The 15,989-nt window shown below is 71.1% G+C and carries 16 protein-coding genes; 12 read left to right on the top strand and 4 right to left on the bottom strand.

Annotated elements, in window-relative coordinates:
* Positions 1–115: 115 nt before the first annotated feature.
* The 3 genes from IE246_RS15990 to uvrC all read left to right on the top strand — a co-directional run bounded on the left by IE246_RS15990 (position 116) and on the right by uvrC (position 4,257).
* Positions 116–1,102 carry a calcium/sodium antiporter gene (locus IE246_RS15990; protein ID WP_189991399.1) on the top strand — a complete coding sequence of 329 codons (987 nt, stop codon included), beginning with the start codon at positions 116–118 and terminating at the stop codon, positions 1,100–1,102.
* A gap of 61 nt (positions 1,103–1,163) precedes the next feature.
* Complete coding sequence (locus tag IE246_RS15985; RefSeq protein ID WP_189991397.1) at positions 1,164–1,943, top strand: SDR family oxidoreductase; 780 nt, start codon at positions 1,164–1,166, stop codon at positions 1,941–1,943.
* Between the two features lie 364 nt (positions 1,944–2,307).
* Complete coding sequence (gene uvrC, locus IE246_RS15980; protein ID WP_189991395.1) at positions 2,308–4,257, top strand: excinuclease ABC subunit UvrC; 1,950 nt, start codon at positions 2,308–2,310, stop codon at positions 4,255–4,257.
* Positions 4,258–4,271: 14 nt separating this feature from the next.
* Here the strand turns inward: uvrC and pgsA are convergent, their stop codons facing one another.
* Together pgsA and IE246_RS15970 are read right to left on the bottom strand one after the other, a co-directional pair.
* A complete protein-coding gene (gene pgsA, locus IE246_RS15975; protein ID WP_189991392.1) occupies positions 4,272–4,877 on the bottom strand; it encodes a CDP-diacylglycerol--glycerol-3-phosphate 3-phosphatidyltransferase in 606 nt (201 codons plus the stop codon).
* Between the two features lie 148 nt (positions 4,878–5,025).
* Complete coding sequence (locus tag IE246_RS15970) at positions 5,026–5,574, bottom strand: DUF2062 domain-containing protein (RefSeq protein ID WP_189991390.1); 549 nt, start codon at positions 5,572–5,574, stop codon at positions 5,026–5,028.
* Positions 5,575–5,686: 112 nt separating this feature from the next.
* On the opposite strand from IE246_RS15970, the gene mobB reads away from it, so the two are divergent.
* The 9 genes from mobB (at position 5,687) to IE246_RS15925 (ending at position 14,321) form a co-directional block, all read left to right on the top strand.
* Positions 5,687–6,199, top strand: a complete 513-nt coding sequence (gene mobB / locus IE246_RS15965) for a molybdopterin-guanine dinucleotide biosynthesis protein B (protein WP_189991388.1) — start codon at positions 5,687–5,689, stop codon at positions 6,197–6,199.
* Between the two features lie 4 nt (positions 6,200–6,203).
* Entirely contained in the window at positions 6,204–7,478 is a 1,275-nt protein-coding gene (locus IE246_RS15960) for a molybdopterin molybdotransferase MoeA (protein WP_189991385.1), read from the top strand.
* A complete protein-coding gene (gene moaD, locus IE246_RS15955; RefSeq protein WP_189991383.1) occupies positions 7,475–7,726 on the top strand; it encodes a molybdopterin converting factor subunit 1 in 252 nt (83 codons plus the stop codon). Before IE246_RS15960 ends, moaD begins: the two co-directional genes overlap by 4 nt.
* Positions 7,727–7,736: 10 nt before the next feature.
* Positions 7,737–8,189: a molybdenum cofactor biosynthesis protein MoaE gene (locus IE246_RS15950; RefSeq protein ID WP_189991381.1), complete on the top strand. Its 453-nt coding sequence runs from the start codon at positions 7,737–7,739 to the stop codon at positions 8,187–8,189.
* Positions 8,190–8,447: 258 nt separating this feature from the next.
* Positions 8,448–9,257: an outer membrane protein assembly factor BamD gene (locus tag IE246_RS15945; RefSeq protein ID WP_229837256.1), complete on the top strand. Its 810-nt coding sequence runs from the start codon at positions 8,448–8,450 to the stop codon at positions 9,255–9,257.
* A gap of 3 nt (positions 9,258–9,260) precedes the next feature.
* Positions 9,261–10,961 (top strand): DNA repair protein RecN, encoded by a 1,701-nt coding sequence (gene recN / locus IE246_RS15940; RefSeq protein WP_189991377.1) that lies wholly within the window; start codon positions 9,261–9,263, stop codon positions 10,959–10,961.
* 13 nt (positions 10,962–10,974) lie between these two features.
* Positions 10,975–13,065: an NAD-dependent DNA ligase LigA gene (gene ligA, locus IE246_RS15935; protein WP_189991374.1), complete on the top strand. Its 2,091-nt coding sequence runs from the start codon at positions 10,975–10,977 to the stop codon at positions 13,063–13,065.
* Positions 13,066–13,096: 31 nt separating this feature from the next.
* Entirely contained in the window at positions 13,097–13,627 is a 531-nt protein-coding gene (locus IE246_RS15930; RefSeq protein ID WP_189991372.1) for a hypothetical protein, read from the top strand.
* Between the two features lie 280 nt (positions 13,628–13,907).
* On the top strand, positions 13,908–14,321 hold the full coding sequence (locus tag IE246_RS15925; protein WP_189991370.1) for a DUF1127 domain-containing protein: 414 nt from the start codon (positions 13,908–13,910) through the stop codon (positions 14,319–14,321).
* Between the two features lie 102 nt (positions 14,322–14,423).
* Here the strand turns inward: IE246_RS15925 and IE246_RS15920 are convergent, their stop codons facing one another.
* A complete protein-coding gene (locus IE246_RS15920; protein WP_189991368.1) occupies positions 14,424–15,011 on the bottom strand; it encodes a rhodanese-like domain-containing protein in 588 nt (195 codons plus the stop codon).
* A 104-nt stretch (positions 15,012–15,115) separates the two neighbouring features.
* Positions 15,116–15,988, bottom strand: coding sequence for a 50S ribosomal protein L11 methyltransferase (locus IE246_RS15915; RefSeq protein ID WP_189991366.1), 873 nt, complete (start codon positions 15,986–15,988; stop codon positions 15,116–15,118).
* Position 15,989: the final 1 nt, after the last annotated feature.

The following is a 15,989-nucleotide window of genomic DNA, read 5'->3' as shown; positions in this document are numbered from 1 at the left end:
ATGCTGGCGTCGTCGTGCGCCGGCCCTTCCACCGACGGCCGGCAATGATCATCGACAACCGACGCGACCGAGTGCATCTCCGAAGCGCCGCCGATGCCGGGGGCCCGTCGCCGCGATGATCTCTGCCGCCTGGATCTTTGCCGGACTCGTCCTGCTTCTGCTCGGTGCCGAGGTGATGATTCGCGGCGCCGTCGCCATGGCCCGACGGGCCCGGGTCAGCCCGCACGTCATCGGCCTCACCGTCATCGCCTTCGGAACCTCGGCGCCGGAACTGTTCGTCAGCCTGAAGGCCGCGCTGCACGGCTCGCCGGGCATCGCCATCGGCAACGTGATCGGCTCGAACATCGCCAACATCCTGCTGATGATCGGCACGGTCGGCGTCGTCACCCCGTTCGTGTGCCGCGGCGCCCCTCTGAAGCGCGACGGGCTGGTGCTGCTGCTCGGTACCGTGCTGTTCGTGGCGGCCGGCCTCCACGGCATGATCGAGCGCTGGCACGCCGTCCTGATGCTGGTCCTGCTGATCGGCTACCTGCTGTACTGCTACCGCGAGGAGCGGCGATCCGGGGACGAGAGCCTGCACGCCAAGGAAGTCGCCGAATTCGACCAGCTGCCGACCAGCCTGTGGCGCAGCGCGGCCTATACGATCGGCGGGCTGATTGCGGTGCTCGCCGGCGCACGCCTGCTGGTCGACGGCGCCATCGCGGTGGCGCAGGTCGCCGGCATCTCCGAGACCGTGATCGGCGTGACCGTGGTCGCGGTCGGAACCTCCCTGCCCGAGTTGGCGACCACCGTGGTCGCCGCCATGCGCCGGCACTCCGACGTGGCCCTCGGCAACATCATCGGGTCCAACATCTTCAACACGCTCGGCATCCTCGGCGTCGTCGCGATGGTCCAGCCGCTGGCAATCCCGCCCGAGGTGCTGTCCGCCGATCTGTGGATCATGGCGGCGGTCACCGTCGGGTTCGTCGCCCTGGCGATCCGGCTCCCGGCCTTCAACCGGCCCTGGGCCGTGCTGTTCTTCCTCGGATACGCCCTGTTCATCACCGAGCAGTTCCTGCCGGCCGGCGCCTGGGCATCGGCTTTCGACATGGCCGCCAACTGACCGCTCCGGACCAGCCCGTGCAAGCGCTTGACGTTGCGCCATCCGGCGTCAGGTTAACGACATGACGCAGCGCCACCCCTGCCCCGTTCCCCGCGCAGCCCTGGTCACCGGCGCCGGCAAGCGCGTCGGGCGGGCGGTCGCCCTGCGCCTGGCCGAGGCCGGCTGGGACATCGCCGTGCACTACGGCCGGTCCCGCGACGAGGCCGAGGCGACCGCCACCGCCGTCCGCGAGCGGCAGCGCCGGGCGGTGACGCTGTCGGCCGACCTTGCCGAGGAAGCCGAGGTCGAGGGACTGGTCGGGCGGGCCCGGGAGGCGCTCGGGCCGATCGGCCTGCTGGTCAACAACGCCTCGGTGTTCGAGCCCGACCGGCTCGACACCATGACCCGCGACAGCTGGGACCGGCACATGGCGACCAACCTGCGGGCGCCGGTGGTGCTGATGCAGCGCTTCGCGGCCCTGCTGCCCGCCGACAACGACGGCGTGGTCGTCAACATCCTGGACCAGCGCGTCTGGAATCCGAACGAGGAGTTCCTGTCCTACACCGTCACCAAGGTCGCGCTGCACGGCCTGACGCGGACCCTGGCGCTCGACCTGGCCCCGCGGATCCGGGTCTGCGGCGTCGGTCCCGGGCCGACCCTGCCGAACGCCCGCCAGCATCCCGAAGCGTTCGACGCCCAGGCGCGGTCGCTGCCGCTGCGCCGCGCGATCGACCCGGCCGAGATCGCCGACGCCGTCGCCTATCTCGCCGACGCCCGCTCGATCACCGGCCAGATGATCGCCGTCGACGGCGGCCAGCACCTCTGGTGGGCGCCGCCGACCGACGCCACCCCGCGCGACTGAACCGCCCGGATTGACAGGCGAATCGGCGCCAAACAGGCAGATTCAACGCAGCTTCCGGCGTCAGCGTCATCAAGTTGTTCACACGGCACCTTCGGTCACGCGACTGTCACAGCACTGTCAAGGAATTATCTTTCTGTAAAAGGATCTTAACATTGGGCAGCTAGCAAAATGTTAAAATTCAACGGGTTACAAGAATTGCCCAAAAATTAAGCAATGTCGCGAATCCCCATGGAGTCCTAGGGCTCGGCGTTTGACCCCAAGGGTTATCCACATGGTTCTCCACCGTTCCCGTGGAAAATCCGCGCCCGTTGCTTCCGGCCAGACGGCGCTTGACGGCAGCCCGGCGCACGCCCATCACCAAGCCATGACCGACAGCGCTTTCGCCGATCCGCCGACCGGAACCGAGCGGGCTCGCCGACGCCGGCGCACCCAGCCGGACATCGAGCGCGGGGTGGCGGTCATCCGCGAGCATCTGCGGACCATGCCGGCCGGCCCCGGCGTCTACCGCATGCTCGACGACGACGGCGACGTGCTCTACGTCGGCAAGGCCCGCAGCCTCAAGAAGCGGGTCACCAACTACACCCACCCGGCCAAGCTGCCGCACCGGATCTTCCGGATGGTGAGCGAGACCACCCGCATGGAGGTGGTCACGACCCATACCGAGGTCGAGGCGCTGCTGCTCGAGAGCAACCTGATCAAGCGCCTGAAGCCGCGCTACAACGTGCTGCTGCGCGACGACAAGTCGTTCCCGCACATCCTGATGACGGGCGACCACCCCTACCCGCAGATCACCAAGCACCGCGGCGCCCGGACCCGCAAGGGCGACTACTTCGGGCCGTTCGCCTCGGCCGGTGCGGTCAACCGGACGATCACCGCGCTGCAGCGGGCGTTCCTGCTGCGCAACTGCAGCGACTCGATGTTCTCGGCCCGCACCCGGCCGTGCCTGCAGTACCAGATCAAGCGCTGCAGCGCGCCCTGCGTCGGATATGTGTCCGAGACCGAATACGCCGAGCTGGTCGACGAGGCGCGCCGGTTCCTGACCGGCCGCAGCCACGACGTCCAGCAGGAGCTGGCGGCCCACATGCAGCAGGCCTCGGACGCCCTGGAGTTCGAGACCGCGGCGATCTACCGCAACCGCATCCGGGCGCTGACCGCCATCCAGGCGCACCAGGACATCAACGTCGAGGGTATCGAGGAAGCCGACGTGATCGCCATGCACGCCGAGGGCGGTCACTCGTGCATCCAGGTGTTCTTCTTCCGGGCCGGCAGCAACTTCGGCAACCGCGCCTATTTCCCGAGCCACGACAAGGAGACCGAGGATTCCGACGTGCTGGCGGCGTTCATCGGCCAGTTCTACGACGACAAGCCGGCGCCGCGCCTGATCCTGCTGTCGCAGGCGGTGCCGGAGGCCGAGCTGATCGCCGAGGCGCTGTCGACCCGGGCCGACCGCAGGGTCGAACTGCTGGTGCCGCAGCGGGGCTCCAAGCGCAAGCTGGTCGAGCACGCCACCCTGAACGCCCGCGAGGCGCTCGGCCGGCGGATGGCCGAGAGCGCCTCGCAGCGCAAGCTGCTGGACGGCGTGGCCCAGGTGTTCGGCCTGGACGCCACGCCCGAGCGGGTGGAGGTCTACGACAACTCGCATACCCGCGGCACCAACTCGGTCGGCGGCATGATCGTGGCCGGCCCCGAGGGTTTCGTGAAGAACGCCTACCGCAAGTTCAACATCCGCAACGTCGCCGACGGCGAGCGCGACGAGCGGGTCGACGACCTGGAGGCCGGCGACGACTACGCGATGATGCGCCAGGTCCTCACCCGCCGGTTCGCCCGGGCGCTGAAGGAGGACCCGGAGCGCAGCTCAGGCAACTGGCCCGACCTGGTCCTGATTGACGGCGGCGCGACCCACCTGGCGGTCGCGCAGGAGGTGTTCGCCGAGCTCGGCATCGACGACGTGCCGGTCGCCTCGATCGCCAAGGGCCCGGACCGCGATGCCGGCCGCGAGCGGTTCTTCGTGCCCGGGCGCGACCCGTTCATGCTGGAGCGCCGCGACCCGGTCCTGTACTTCCTGCAGCGGCTGCGCGACGAGGCGCACCGGTTCGCCATCGAGACCCACCGGGCCCGCCGCACCAAGGCGCTCGGCAGCAACCCGCTCGACGAGATCTCGGGAATCGGGGCCCGCCGCAAGAAGGCGCTGCTGCACCACTTCGGCTCGGCCCGCGGGGTCGCCCGGGCCGGATTGGCCGACCTGGAGGCGGTCGACGGCATCAGCCGGACCGTCGCCAAGCGGGTCTACGACTTCTTCCACGAGGACGGATAGGGCCGGCCGATCGGTCAGGACGTGGTCCGGGCCGGATTGACGCCGGGCTTCACCCGGTCGCGGTCCTGGTCGGCCAGATGGCCGAGGCCGGAGCGCAGGTAGTCCCAACCGGTCACCAGGGTGAATCCGGCCGCCAGCCAAAGCCCGACCTCTCCGATCAGCTGCGCCCGGGTCCAGGCCGGGGCGTCGCCACCGATGATCAGGAAGCCGATCGCCAGCAGCTGCACGGTGGTCTTCCACTTCGCGAGCCGGCTGACCGGCATGCCGATGCGGATCTCGGCCAGGAACTCCCGGAGCCCGGAAACCAGGATCTCGCGCAGCAGGATCACCAGCGCCGCCAGCACGGTCCACCCCGAGATGTAGTGCAGCGCGCTCAGGATCAGCAGGCACGCCCCGACCAGCAGCTTGTCGGCGATCGGGTCCAGCAGCCGGCCGAACGCCGACTGCGCCTTCAGGGTCCGCGCCAGGTAGCCGTCGAGGTAGTCGGTGATGCTGGCCAGCGCGTACAGCCCGAGCGCGACCCAGCGGAAGGTCTCGCCGCCGATCCACAGGCATGCGATCAGCGGCGGAAGCACCAGGATCCGCGAAAGCGTCAGCAGGTTCGGAAGCTGGGCGAGCATCGCGCTCGGTTCTCCGTTGCCGGCATGGGCGTTCGCCCGAACCATAGTGTACATGACGCCGTCGGCAAAACCGATCGGGCGCCGGTCCTGCCGGATTTCCGTGACCGGTCGGCGGCCGGCGCCCGGCCGCTCCGGGCCGACTCGGCGTTCAGCCGTTCTCCACCACCGTCTGCTGCGGCCGGGCGTCGCGCCGGCGCTTGGCCATCTGGACCTGGCGCGCCTGCCGCCGCTCGACCCGACGCTCGAGGAACCGCTCGATGCCGCGCCCGATCCAATAGCCGACGGGGCCCCCGACGATCATGAACGGCAGGCTTCCGATGAAGATCGCCAGCGCCCCGTCGCCCAGGGTCGTGAGCATCTGGTGCACCTGATGCTCGGACTGGAACTCGACGACGGTCGAGCAGGTCACCGCCCGGCACCCGATCACGTAGTACAGCGTGTAGGTCGGGACCATGGTGAGCGGGTTGACCACCAGCGTCCCCACCACCGAGACCACGATGTCGAACAGGTAGCGGCCGGCCAGCCGGTTCACGATCAGGATGAGGATCAGGCAGATCACCATCTGCAGCCCGACGGTCGGCGAGAACCCGACCACCATCCCCATGGCCATCGAGCGGGCGATGACGCCCTTGGACAGGGTCATGCGCCGGGCCTGGCGCATGATCTTGGTAACGATTCGCTTGAAAAGGGCCTTCAACAAACGCTCCGGGGTTTCGGGCTCGGGCGCGAGCGTATAGTTGCGGTGTGCGCGGAACAACCGTATCCGATATCCCCGTCAATATGGGGTAAAGATCGGGCGAGGAAATGGCATGCGCGTGTTCGGGCTCGCAGGTTGGTCGGGAAGCGGCAAGACGACCCTGATGTGCCGCCTGATCCCGGAACTGGTCGGGCGCGGGCACCGCGTGTCGACCGTCAAGCACGCCCATCACGCCTTCGACGTCGACCAGCCCGGCAAGGACAGCTACGAGCACCGGGCGGCCGGCGCCACCGAGGTGATGATCGGGTCGGCCGCCCGGTACGCCCTGATGCACGAGCTGCGCGGCGCCCCCGAGCCGGAGCTCGGTGAGCTGCTGGCGCGCATGGCGCCGGTCGACTTCGTGCTGATCGAGGGCTTCAAGCGCACCGGCCACCCGAAGCTGGAGGTGTACCGCGCGGCCGTCGGCAAGCCGCCGCTGTGGCCGTCCGACGACGCCGTCGTGGCGGTCGCCAGCGACGCTCCCCTGCCCGACTGCCCGCGGCCGGTGCTGGACCTGAACGACGTCGCCGCGATCGCCGATCTGGTCGAGGCGCGTGCGGCCGACCCGGCCGCGCTGATAGGGTAGCCGCATGGTGCAGCTGACCGACGACTGCTTCGCCTTCGACGGCGGCCTGATCCCGGTGGAGACCGCGCTGGAGCGCGTGCAGGCGCGCCTCGCGGCGGTGACCGGGGTCGAGACCGTGCCGCTGGACGCGGCACTCGGCCGCACCCTGGCCGAGCCGGTCGTCGCCGGCATGGACGTGCCGCCGCACGACAACTCGGCGGTCGACGGCTGGGCGGTCTATGTCGACGACATCGCCGGCGAGGGCGAGACCCGCCTGCCGGTCGGCGGCCGGGTGGCGGCCGGCGAGCGCCTGGCGCGGCCGCAGCGGCGCGGCGAGACCATCCGCATCTTCACCGGCGCCCCGATGCCGGCCGGCCCGGACGGCAGCCCCGGACCCGACACCGTGTTCATGCAGGAAGACTGCCGGGTCGACGGCGAAACCGTCGTGTTCCCGGCCGGCATCAGGCGCGGCGCCAACCGACGGTTCGCCGGCGAGGACGTGAAGACCGGCGCGACCATCCTGCGGGCCGGCCGCCGCCTCGGGCCGCCGGACATCGGCCTCGCCGCCTCGGTCGGCCTGACCGCGCTGCCGGTGCGCACCGCGCTGCGGGTGGCGGTGTTCTCGACCGGCGACGAGGTGCGCGAGCCCGGCGACGCGCGCGGGCCGGCCGCGATATATGATTCCAACCGCTACACCCTGAAGGGGCTGCTGCGGTCGCTCGGCTGCGTGGTCACCGACCTCGGCATCCTGCCGGACGACCGGGAGGCGATCCGGGCCGCCCTGGTTGAGGCAGCCGCCGGTCACGACGCCCTGATCACCTCGGGCGGTGTGTCGACCGGCGAGGAGGACCACGTCCGCGCCGCGGTCGAGAGCGAGGGCCGGCTCGACGCCTGGCGGCTCGCCATCAAGCCGGGCCGGCCGGTCGCACTCGGCGTGGTGCGCGGCACGGCGTTCCTCGGCCTGCCGGGTAATCCGGTGGCGGTGGTCGTGACCTTCCTGCACGTCGCCCGCCCGGTGCTGCTGACCCTGGCCGGCACCGCGGTGCACGCCCCGCAGCGGTTCCCGGTGACCGCGGCGTTCGGCTACCGCAAGAAGCCGGGCCGGCGCGAATACGTCCGGGTCCGCCTGGAGCCGGTGCCCGGAGGCATGCCGGTCGCCCACCGGGTCGGCAACGAAGGGGCCGGCATCCTGTCGTCGCTGGTCGCCGCCGACGGCCTGGTCGAGCTCGCCGACGACACGCTGGGGGTTTCGGAAGGCGACACGGCAGCCTATCTGCCGTTCAGCGAGGTGATGCGATGAAGGTTCTGTATTTCGCCTGGGTCCGGCAGCGGATCGGCGTCGGCCACGAGACGGTCAGCCCGCCCGACGGCGTGGCGACCGTGGCCGCCCTGGTCGACTGGCTGCGCACGCGCGGGCCGGGCTATGCCGAAGCGTTCAAGGACACCCGCGCGATCCGGTGCGCGGTGAACCAGGAATACGTCGAGCCCGACCACCCGGTAATCGCCGGCGACGAGGTCGCGTTCTTCCCGCCGGTGACCGGGGGCTGAGGAAACCGTCATGACCGTCCGGGTCCAGGAGCAGGATTTCGACGTCGGGGCCGAGCTGGCCGCCCTGACCGCCGGCAACCACGGGATCGGCGGCCTCGGCGTGTTCGTCGGGCTGGTGCGCGACATCGCTGACGGCTCGTCGGTCGCCGGCATGACGCTCGAACACTATCCCGGCATGACCGAGCGCCAGCTCGAGGCGATCGAGGCCGAGGCCCGCGCCCGCTGGCCGCTGGAAGCGAGCCTGATCGTGCACCGGGTCGGCCGCCTGGAGCCCGGCGACAACATCGTGCTGGTGGCCTGCGCCTCGGCCCATCGCCAAGCGGCGCTGGACGCCACCGCGTTCCTGATCGACTGGCTGAAGACCAAGGCGCCGTTCTGGAAGCTGGAGGAGACCCCGCAGGGCGAGCACTGGGTCGACGCCCGCGAGTCCGACGATGCCGCCGCGGCGCGCTGGGGGCGGTAACGCCTGGAGAGGTGATCGGGCAACGGTCCCGGGGATCGAATTCAGTGCACTGTCACCGGAATTCCAGTGCACTGTCACCGGAATTCCACCGGAATTCACCATGAACTCAATCGGTCTTCTTCGCCAAGCCCACGTGCTGACCGTCGCGCTCATCGCAAGGATCGGATGCAAGGGGCACCCGGCCCTTCCCTCGGAACCCCGCTGGCCGTATGTTCCGGTCAACCGCTCGCCCCTGCTCGGAACAGCGCCCGGATGCCGATGCCCAGGTTACGCTTTCTCGCGCTCGCACCGCTGATCTTCGCAGCGTTGGCCGGCTGCAGCTCGAAGGACGAGACGCCCTACGTGGAGCGTCCGGTCGAGGAGATCTACAACGAGGCCTACGACGCCGCGCTCGGCGGCAACTTCAGGAAGGCCGCCCCGCTGTTCGACGAGGTCGAGCGCCAGCACCCGTACTCGGTCTGGGCGACCCAGGCGCAGCTGATGTCGGCCTACTCGCAGTACCAGGCCAACAAGTACACCGACGCCATCAACGCCCTCGACCGGTTCATCCAGCTCAACCCGTCGAACCCGAACGTCGACTACGCCTACTACCTGAAGGGGCTCTGCTACTACGAGCAGATCGTCGACGTCGGCCGCGACCAGAAGCTCACCACCCGGGCGCTCGACAGCTTCGACGAGGTGGTCAGGCGGTTCCCGACCTCGAAATACGCCCGCGACGCCCGCCTGAAGATCGACCTCACCCGCAACCACCTGGCCGGCAAGGAGATGTCGATCGGCCGGTGGTACCTGAACCGCGGCCAGTACCTGGCGGCGATCAACCGGTTCCAGCGGGTGGTCGAGCAGTACGACACTACCGACCAGGTTCCGGAGGCGCTGCTGCGGCTGACCGAAGCCTATGTCGCTCTCGGCCTCAAGGACGAAGCCAAGCGGACCGCCTCGGTGCTGGGCTACAACTACCCGGGTACCGAGTGGTACCAGGACGCCTATGCCCTCGCGACCACCGGCGAGGCCCGCGCCCAGTCGGAAAGCGACGGCGGCTGGTTCGGCTGGGGCTTCGGCCCGTTCTGATCCATGCTCTCCGCGCTCGCGATCCGGGACGTGGTGCTGATCGACCGGCTCGACCTCGGCTTCGCGCCCGGGCTGTCGGTCCTGACCGGCGAGACCGGGGCCGGCAAGTCGATCCTGCTCGATGCCCTGGGGCTGGCGCTCGGCGCCCGCGCCGATTCCGGGCTGGTGCGGCACGGCCGTGACCAGGCCAGCGTCACCGCCGAGTTCGACCCGCCGCCCGGGCATGCGGTCGACGCCGTCCTCGCCGAGGCAGACCTGGACCCGCGCGACGGCCCGCTGATCCTGCGCCGCGTGGTCACCGCCGACGGCCGCTCGCGCGCCTACGTCAACGACCAGCCGACCAGCGTCACCCTGCTGCGCCGCCTCGGCGACGCCCTGGTCGAGATCCAGGGCCAGTTCGACCAGCGCGGCCTGATGGACCCGTCGACCCACCGCGAGACCCTCGACGCCTTCGCCGGGCTGGCGGGCAAGGCCGCGGCGGTGCGGGCGGCCTGGACCGCCTGGCGGGACGCCCGGGCCCGGCACGCCGAGGCCCGGGCCGCGCTGGACAAGGCGCGCGCCGACGAGGCGTGGCTGCGCCACACCGTCGAGGAGCTCGACCGCCTCGCCCCGACCGAGGGCGAGGAGCAGCGGCTGGCCGAGACCCGCGGCGTGCTCGCCAACGCCGAGGCGGTGCTGTCGGCGATGAACGCGGCGGCCGATGCGCTGGCCGGCGAGGACGCCGGGGCCGACGGCGCGGTCGCCCAGGCGCAGCGCGCCCTCGACCGGGTGGCGGACCGGGCCGGCGAGCGGCTGGCCGGGGCGCTCGCCGCGCTCGACCGGGCGGCCGCCGAGATCCAGGAGGCGATCGCCGAGCTGCAGTCGGCCGCCGACGACATCGAGGCCGATTCCGGCCGCCTGACCGAGATCGACGACCGCCTGCACGCGCTGCGCGACGTCGCCCGCAAGCACGGGGTCGAGCCGGACGACCTGCCGGCCCTGCACCGCGCCACGGTCGACCGGCTGGCCTCGCTCGACGCCGAGGGCGGCGGGCTGGCGGCGCTGGCGGCGGCCGAGCGGCGGGCCCGGGCCGACTACCTGACAGCCGCCGAAGCACTGTCGAAAGGCCGCCGCGAGGCCGCCGGCCGGCTCGACGCCGCGATCGCCGCCGAGCTGCCACCCCTGAAGCTGGAGAAGGCCCGGTTCGAGACCGCCGTCGAACCGCTCGACGAGACCCGCTGGGGGCCGGACGGCCTGGACGCCGTCGGCTTCCGGGTGGCGACCAACCCGGGAACCCCGCCGGGCCCGCTGAGCAGGATCGCCTCGGGCGGCGAGCTGTCGCGCTTCCTGCTGGCCCTCAAGGTGGTGCTGGCGGAATCCAGCACGGTGCCGACCCTGGTGTTCGACGAGGTCGATTCCGGGGTCGGCGGCGCGGTTGCGGCGGCGGTCGGCGACCGGCTCGCCCGGCTGGCCGGTCGGCTGCAGGTGCTGGTCGTCACCCACTCGCCGCAGGTCGCCGCCCAGGGCGCCCATCACTGGCACGTCGAGAAGCGCACCGACGGCGACAGCGTCAGCACCACGGTCGCCGCCCTCGACTCCGCCGCCCGCCGCGAGGAGATCGCCCGCATGCTGTCGGGTGCCGCGGTCACCGCCGAGGCGCGCGCCGCCGCCGGCAGCCTGCTCGCCCAGTCCAACGGAGCCCGCGCCGCCGGCGCCGGGCAGTGACGGAAGCCCCGCAATGACGACCGACGCCGACCTCGCGAACAAGCCCGTCGACGCGCTCGACGCCGGCGAAGCCAAGGCCGAGCTGCAGCGGCTGGCCGACGCGATCGCCGAGGCCGACCGGCTGTACCACGTCGAGGACGCGCCGGTCCTGACCGACCCGGAATACGACGCCCTGCGCCGCCGCAACGAGGCCATCGAGTCCCGGTTCCCCGAGCTGAAGCGCGAGGACAGCCCGAGCGAGCGGGTCGCCCCCGGCCCGGCCGAGGGCTTCGCCAAGGTGCGGCACGCCCGGCCGATGCTGTCGCTGGCCAACGCCTTCGACGACGAGGACGTGCGCGAGTTCGAGCGCCGGGTCAGGCGGTTCCTCAGCCTCGGCGAGGGCGACGAGGTCGCGCTGGTCGCCGAGCCGAAGATCGACGGGCTGTCGGCGTCGCTGCGCTACGTCGACGGCCGGCTGCAGGTCGGCGCCACCCGCGGCGACGGCACCGAGGGCGAGAACATCACGCGGAACCTGCAGACCCTCGATGACATCCCGGGTACGCTCCCGGCCGGGGTGCCGGAGATCCTTGAGGTCCGCGGCGAGGTCTACATGACCAAGGACGACTTCGTCGCCCTGAACGACCGCCAGGCCAAGACCGGCGCCAAGATCTTCGCCAACCCGCGCAATGCCGCCGCCGGCTCGCTGCGCCAGCTCGATCCGTCGATCACCGCGTCGCGGCCGTTGCGGTTCTTCGCCTATTCCTGGGGCGAGGTCAGCGAGGACTTCGCCGACACCCACTGGGGCTTCCTGGAGCGCCTGACGGGCTGGGGCTTCCGCACCAACCCGCTGGCCAGGCTGTGCAGCACCGTCGACGAGGCGCTCGAGGTCTACGCCGACATCGGCCGGCGCCGCGCGAGCCTGCCCTACGACATCGATGGCGTGGTCTACAAGGTCAACCGGCTCGACTGGCAGCAACGGCTCGGCATGGTCAGCCGGGCGCCGCGCTGGGCGATCGCCCACAAGTTCAAGGCCGAGCAGGCCGAGACCGTGCTGAACGCCATCGAGATCCAGGTCGGCCGGACCGGTGCCCTGACCCCGGTGGCCCGGCTCGAGCCGGTCAAGGTCGGCGGCGTGACCGTGTCGAACGCCACCCTGCACAATGAGGACGAAATCCGCCGCAAGGACATCCGGGTCGGCGACACCGTGGTGATCCAGCGCGCCGGCGACGTCATTCCGCAGGTTGTGCGGGTCGTCCTGGAGAAGCGGCCGGCCGGCAGCGCCGAGTACGTCTTCCCCGAGACCTGCCCGGAATGCGGCTCCGACGCGGTCCGTCCCGAGGGCGAGGCGATCCGGCGCTGCACCGGCGGGCTGGTCTGCCCGGCCCAGGCGGTCGAGCGCCTGAAGCACTTCGTCAGCCGCGACGCCTTCGACATCGAGGGACTGGGCGCCAAGCAGGTCGAGGCGTTCTACGCCGACGGGCTGATCAGGCGGCCGGGCGACATCTTCCGCCTGAAGCGGCACCGGGAAACCCTGGTCGGCGAGAAGGGCACCAAGGCCGTCTCGACCGACAACCTGCTGGCGGCGATCGAGAACCGCCGGACCATCGGTCTCGATCGCTTCGTCTATGCCCTCGGGATCCGCCAGGTCGGCCAGGCGACCGCCCGGCTGCTGGCGATCAACTACGGCACCCTGGAGGCGCTCCGGACCGCCATGGCCGCCGCCCACGACCCGGAGAGCGAGGCCTACGCCGACCTGGTGAACATCGACCAGATCGGCTCCTCGGTCGCCCAGGACCTGACCGACTTCTTCGCCGAGGCGCACAACCGCGAGGTGCTCGACGACCTCGCCGCCGAACTGACCATCGAGCCGTTCGCAGCACCGGTCGCGACCGATTCGCCGGTCGCCGGCAAGACCGTGGTGTTCACCGGCACCCTGACCCGGGTCGGCCGCAACGAGGCCAAGGCCCGGGCCGAGGGCCTGGGGGCCAAGGTCGCCGGCTCGGTCTCGAAGAAGACCGACTACGTGGTCGTCGGCGCCGATGCCGGCTCGAAGGCCGCCAAGGCGGAGGCGCTCGGGGTGCGGATGCTGACCGAGGACGAGTGGTTCGCCCTGATCGGGGACTGACGCCGCCCTGCGGCACGATCCAATACGTCCAATGAATCAAGGTGTTGTCGTCTACCGACCGGTTGACCTGCGCGCTACGCCGTCGAGCCATGCAAATCCGTCATGCGGATTTGCGGTTTTTCGTCTTTTTTCCGCGACGCATGCTTTCTATTTGGAGCGTATCGGTTACGATGGCGGCGCGGTTCCGAATGCCTTCGGCGCGCCCGTTTTGGGAATGCAGGCCATGGTTACCATGTCCACCAGCGGTTGGCTCGATCGTTACATCGCCGCGCGCGAGGCGTCCCTGGAGTCCCTCACCGACCTCGACCGGGCCGGACAGGGCGTGGTCGACCGCGACGTCCGCTTCGGCACGCTGACCGCCGCCCTGCGCTCGTTCTTCTGCGTCCACCGGTCGCGCCGTCGCGCCCTGACCGACATGGACGATCGCGTCTTCGCAGATCTCGGCCTCGCCCGCCGGCAGGTCGTCGCGATGGCCGCCCGCGCCACCGAGGCGCGGTGGACGGCCCGCGACCCGTTGCTGCCGCCGGTCGCGAACGCCAACTCGAGGTTCCGGGCCGCCTGAGGCGACCCGGTTCAGCCGGTTCCCCCCGCCAGACGGACCGGCTTCATTCCCTAGACTCCCTGACTACGGATGCGCCCCTCCTCGGAGGGGCGCATCTCGTTTGACCGCGAGCCTCCCGCTCAGAACATAGCGGCTAGGCCTATCCATGCGCCGGATGCAATGCTGCACTGCAAAACGGCCGCTGTGCCCGGCCGGCCGGAAGTCCCAAATACCGGTGCGACACAGCGGACCCGAGACGACTTCGCCCAAGGTCCGAGACCCTCTTCTCGGAGATACCACGATGACCACCGACACCTTCCTCAACGACCGCACGCTGCACGGCACGACCGTCAACGCCCTGGCCCTGGCGATCGACGCCCGTCGCAAGCGCGACGCCTATGTGGCCGGGCTGCTGTCCCGCGGCACCACGAGCCTGACCTCGCTGCTGTTCGGTCGCCTGAACACCTGGCTGCGCCAGCGCCGCGCGATGGCCGAGCTGAGCCAGCTCGACGCCCGCATGATGGCCGACATCGGCCTCGACCGCGGGGCCTTCGCCGCCGGCGTCATCCGCCGGATCGACGCCGATCGCGCGCAGGCCATCGCCACCCAGACGCTGGCCCCGGTCACCCGCCCGGTGACCCGCCATGCCGCCGAACCGCATCTGGCCCCGGCGGTGACGCCGGCGGCCGCCAACGACACGCGCCGGGCCGCCTGACCTCCTCCCCCTCCCCCCCGGTCGGGAATACCGGCGTGTGAAGCGGCCGGCGACCTTCGGGTCGCCGGCCGACTTGCTTTGTGGGAGCGAGCGTCCGCCGCTCTACTTCCGGTCCGGCGGATACACCTGCCCGGGCGCGAGCTTGTAGGACCACGGCAGCCCCGCGTTCTTCCAGCCGTTCACGGTCCGCCGGCCTTTGGCCGGACCGGCCTTCGCCGTATCGCCCTCGAAACCGTCGACCACGCTGTAGACCCGGGTGTAGCCCATCGAGGTCAGCAGGTTGGCGGCCTTGGCGCTGCGGGTGCCGGAGCGGCACATCAGCAGGATCGCGGTGTCCTTCCCCAGGCCGCGCTTCTGCAGTTCCTTCTCGAACACCAGCGGGAAGTCCGGGTTGGGCTCGAGCTTGTAGGTGCCCTTCTCGGGATCGAAGCGCGCCAGGTCGGTGAGCTCCATGTACGGGATGTTGACGTCCACGTCCGTCGGCAGCCCCAGGAAGTTGACCTCGGCCCGCGACCGCACGTCGACGAACAGCGTCTTGTGCGCGGCGCGGAAGTCCCTTGCCTCGGCCGCCGTCAGGTACAGCCCGGCGGTGGTGAGCTTGTTCGCCGGCAGGGCGCCGGTCCCGGCCGTCGCCTCGAATGATGCCAGCACCGCGAGCAGTGCCAGGCAGGACGGTTTCAACCAGTTCATCGGGACTCTCCCATCGGCAGCGCGTCACCTGTCGGGCCGGTCGGCCGGACGCGCGGCGGACCATAGCAGCCGATGCCGCCGGCAATCCTTGCGATACCGCAAGCCTACCCCAGCACCAGGGCGCTCCACCCGTCGCGCCGGTAGCGCCGGACCAGCCGCAGGCCCTGGGCGCGGTGCGCGGCGACGACCTGCGCCTCCTGGTGGGTCATCAGGCCCGACAGGATCGCCCGGCCGCCGCGCGCCAGGCCGCGCCCCAGATCCGGCGCCATGGCGCACAGCGGCTTCGCCAGGATGTTGGCCAGCACCATGTCGTAGGGCGCCGCGCCGCGCACCAGCGACGCGTTCCAGCCACGCGACACCCCGGTCCGGATCCGCGTCGCGGTGCGGTTCAGCCGGCAGTTCTCGGCCGCCGTCGCGACCGACACCGGGTCCAGGTCGACCGCCACCACGCGCGCGGTCGGCACCAGCTTGGCCGCCGCCATCGCCAGGATCCCCGAACCGCAGCCGAGGTCGAGGACGCGGCCCGGCCGGCGCCGCCTGATCTCGTCCTGCAGCGCCCGCAGGCACAGCGCGGTGGTGGCGTGGCTGCCGGACCCGAAGGCGCGCGCCGCGTCGACGATCAGCTCGATCGACGCGGCCGGGCACGGATCGGTGACGTGGCTGCCGCGCACCCACACCCGGCCCTCGCGGATCGGCGGGAACGACTGCCGGTTCAGCGACAGCCAGTCGACCTCCGGCAGCGGCTCGATCACCGTGTCGGGCGGCGGCGTGCCGACGGTGGCGGCGGCCAGCGCCAGGGCGGCGACGATCGTCGGGCGCTCCGGTTCGGTCTCGCTCAGCCCTTCGATCGACCAGGTCCCGCCGGGCGTGTCCTCCATGGCGGTCAGCGCGGTCACGTAGGGCTCCAGCGCGGCGGCCAGGGCCTCGGCGGCGCGCGCCGGCGCGGTCATCGCGATCCGCCAAAGCGGCGTGGTCATG

The organism is Thalassobaculum fulvum, assembly GCF_014652915.1.
Classification (GTDB): Bacteria; Pseudomonadota; Alphaproteobacteria; order Thalassobaculales; family Thalassobaculaceae; genus Thalassobaculum_A; species Thalassobaculum_A fulvum.
This window is presented reverse-complemented; position numbering and strand designations above follow the sequence as displayed.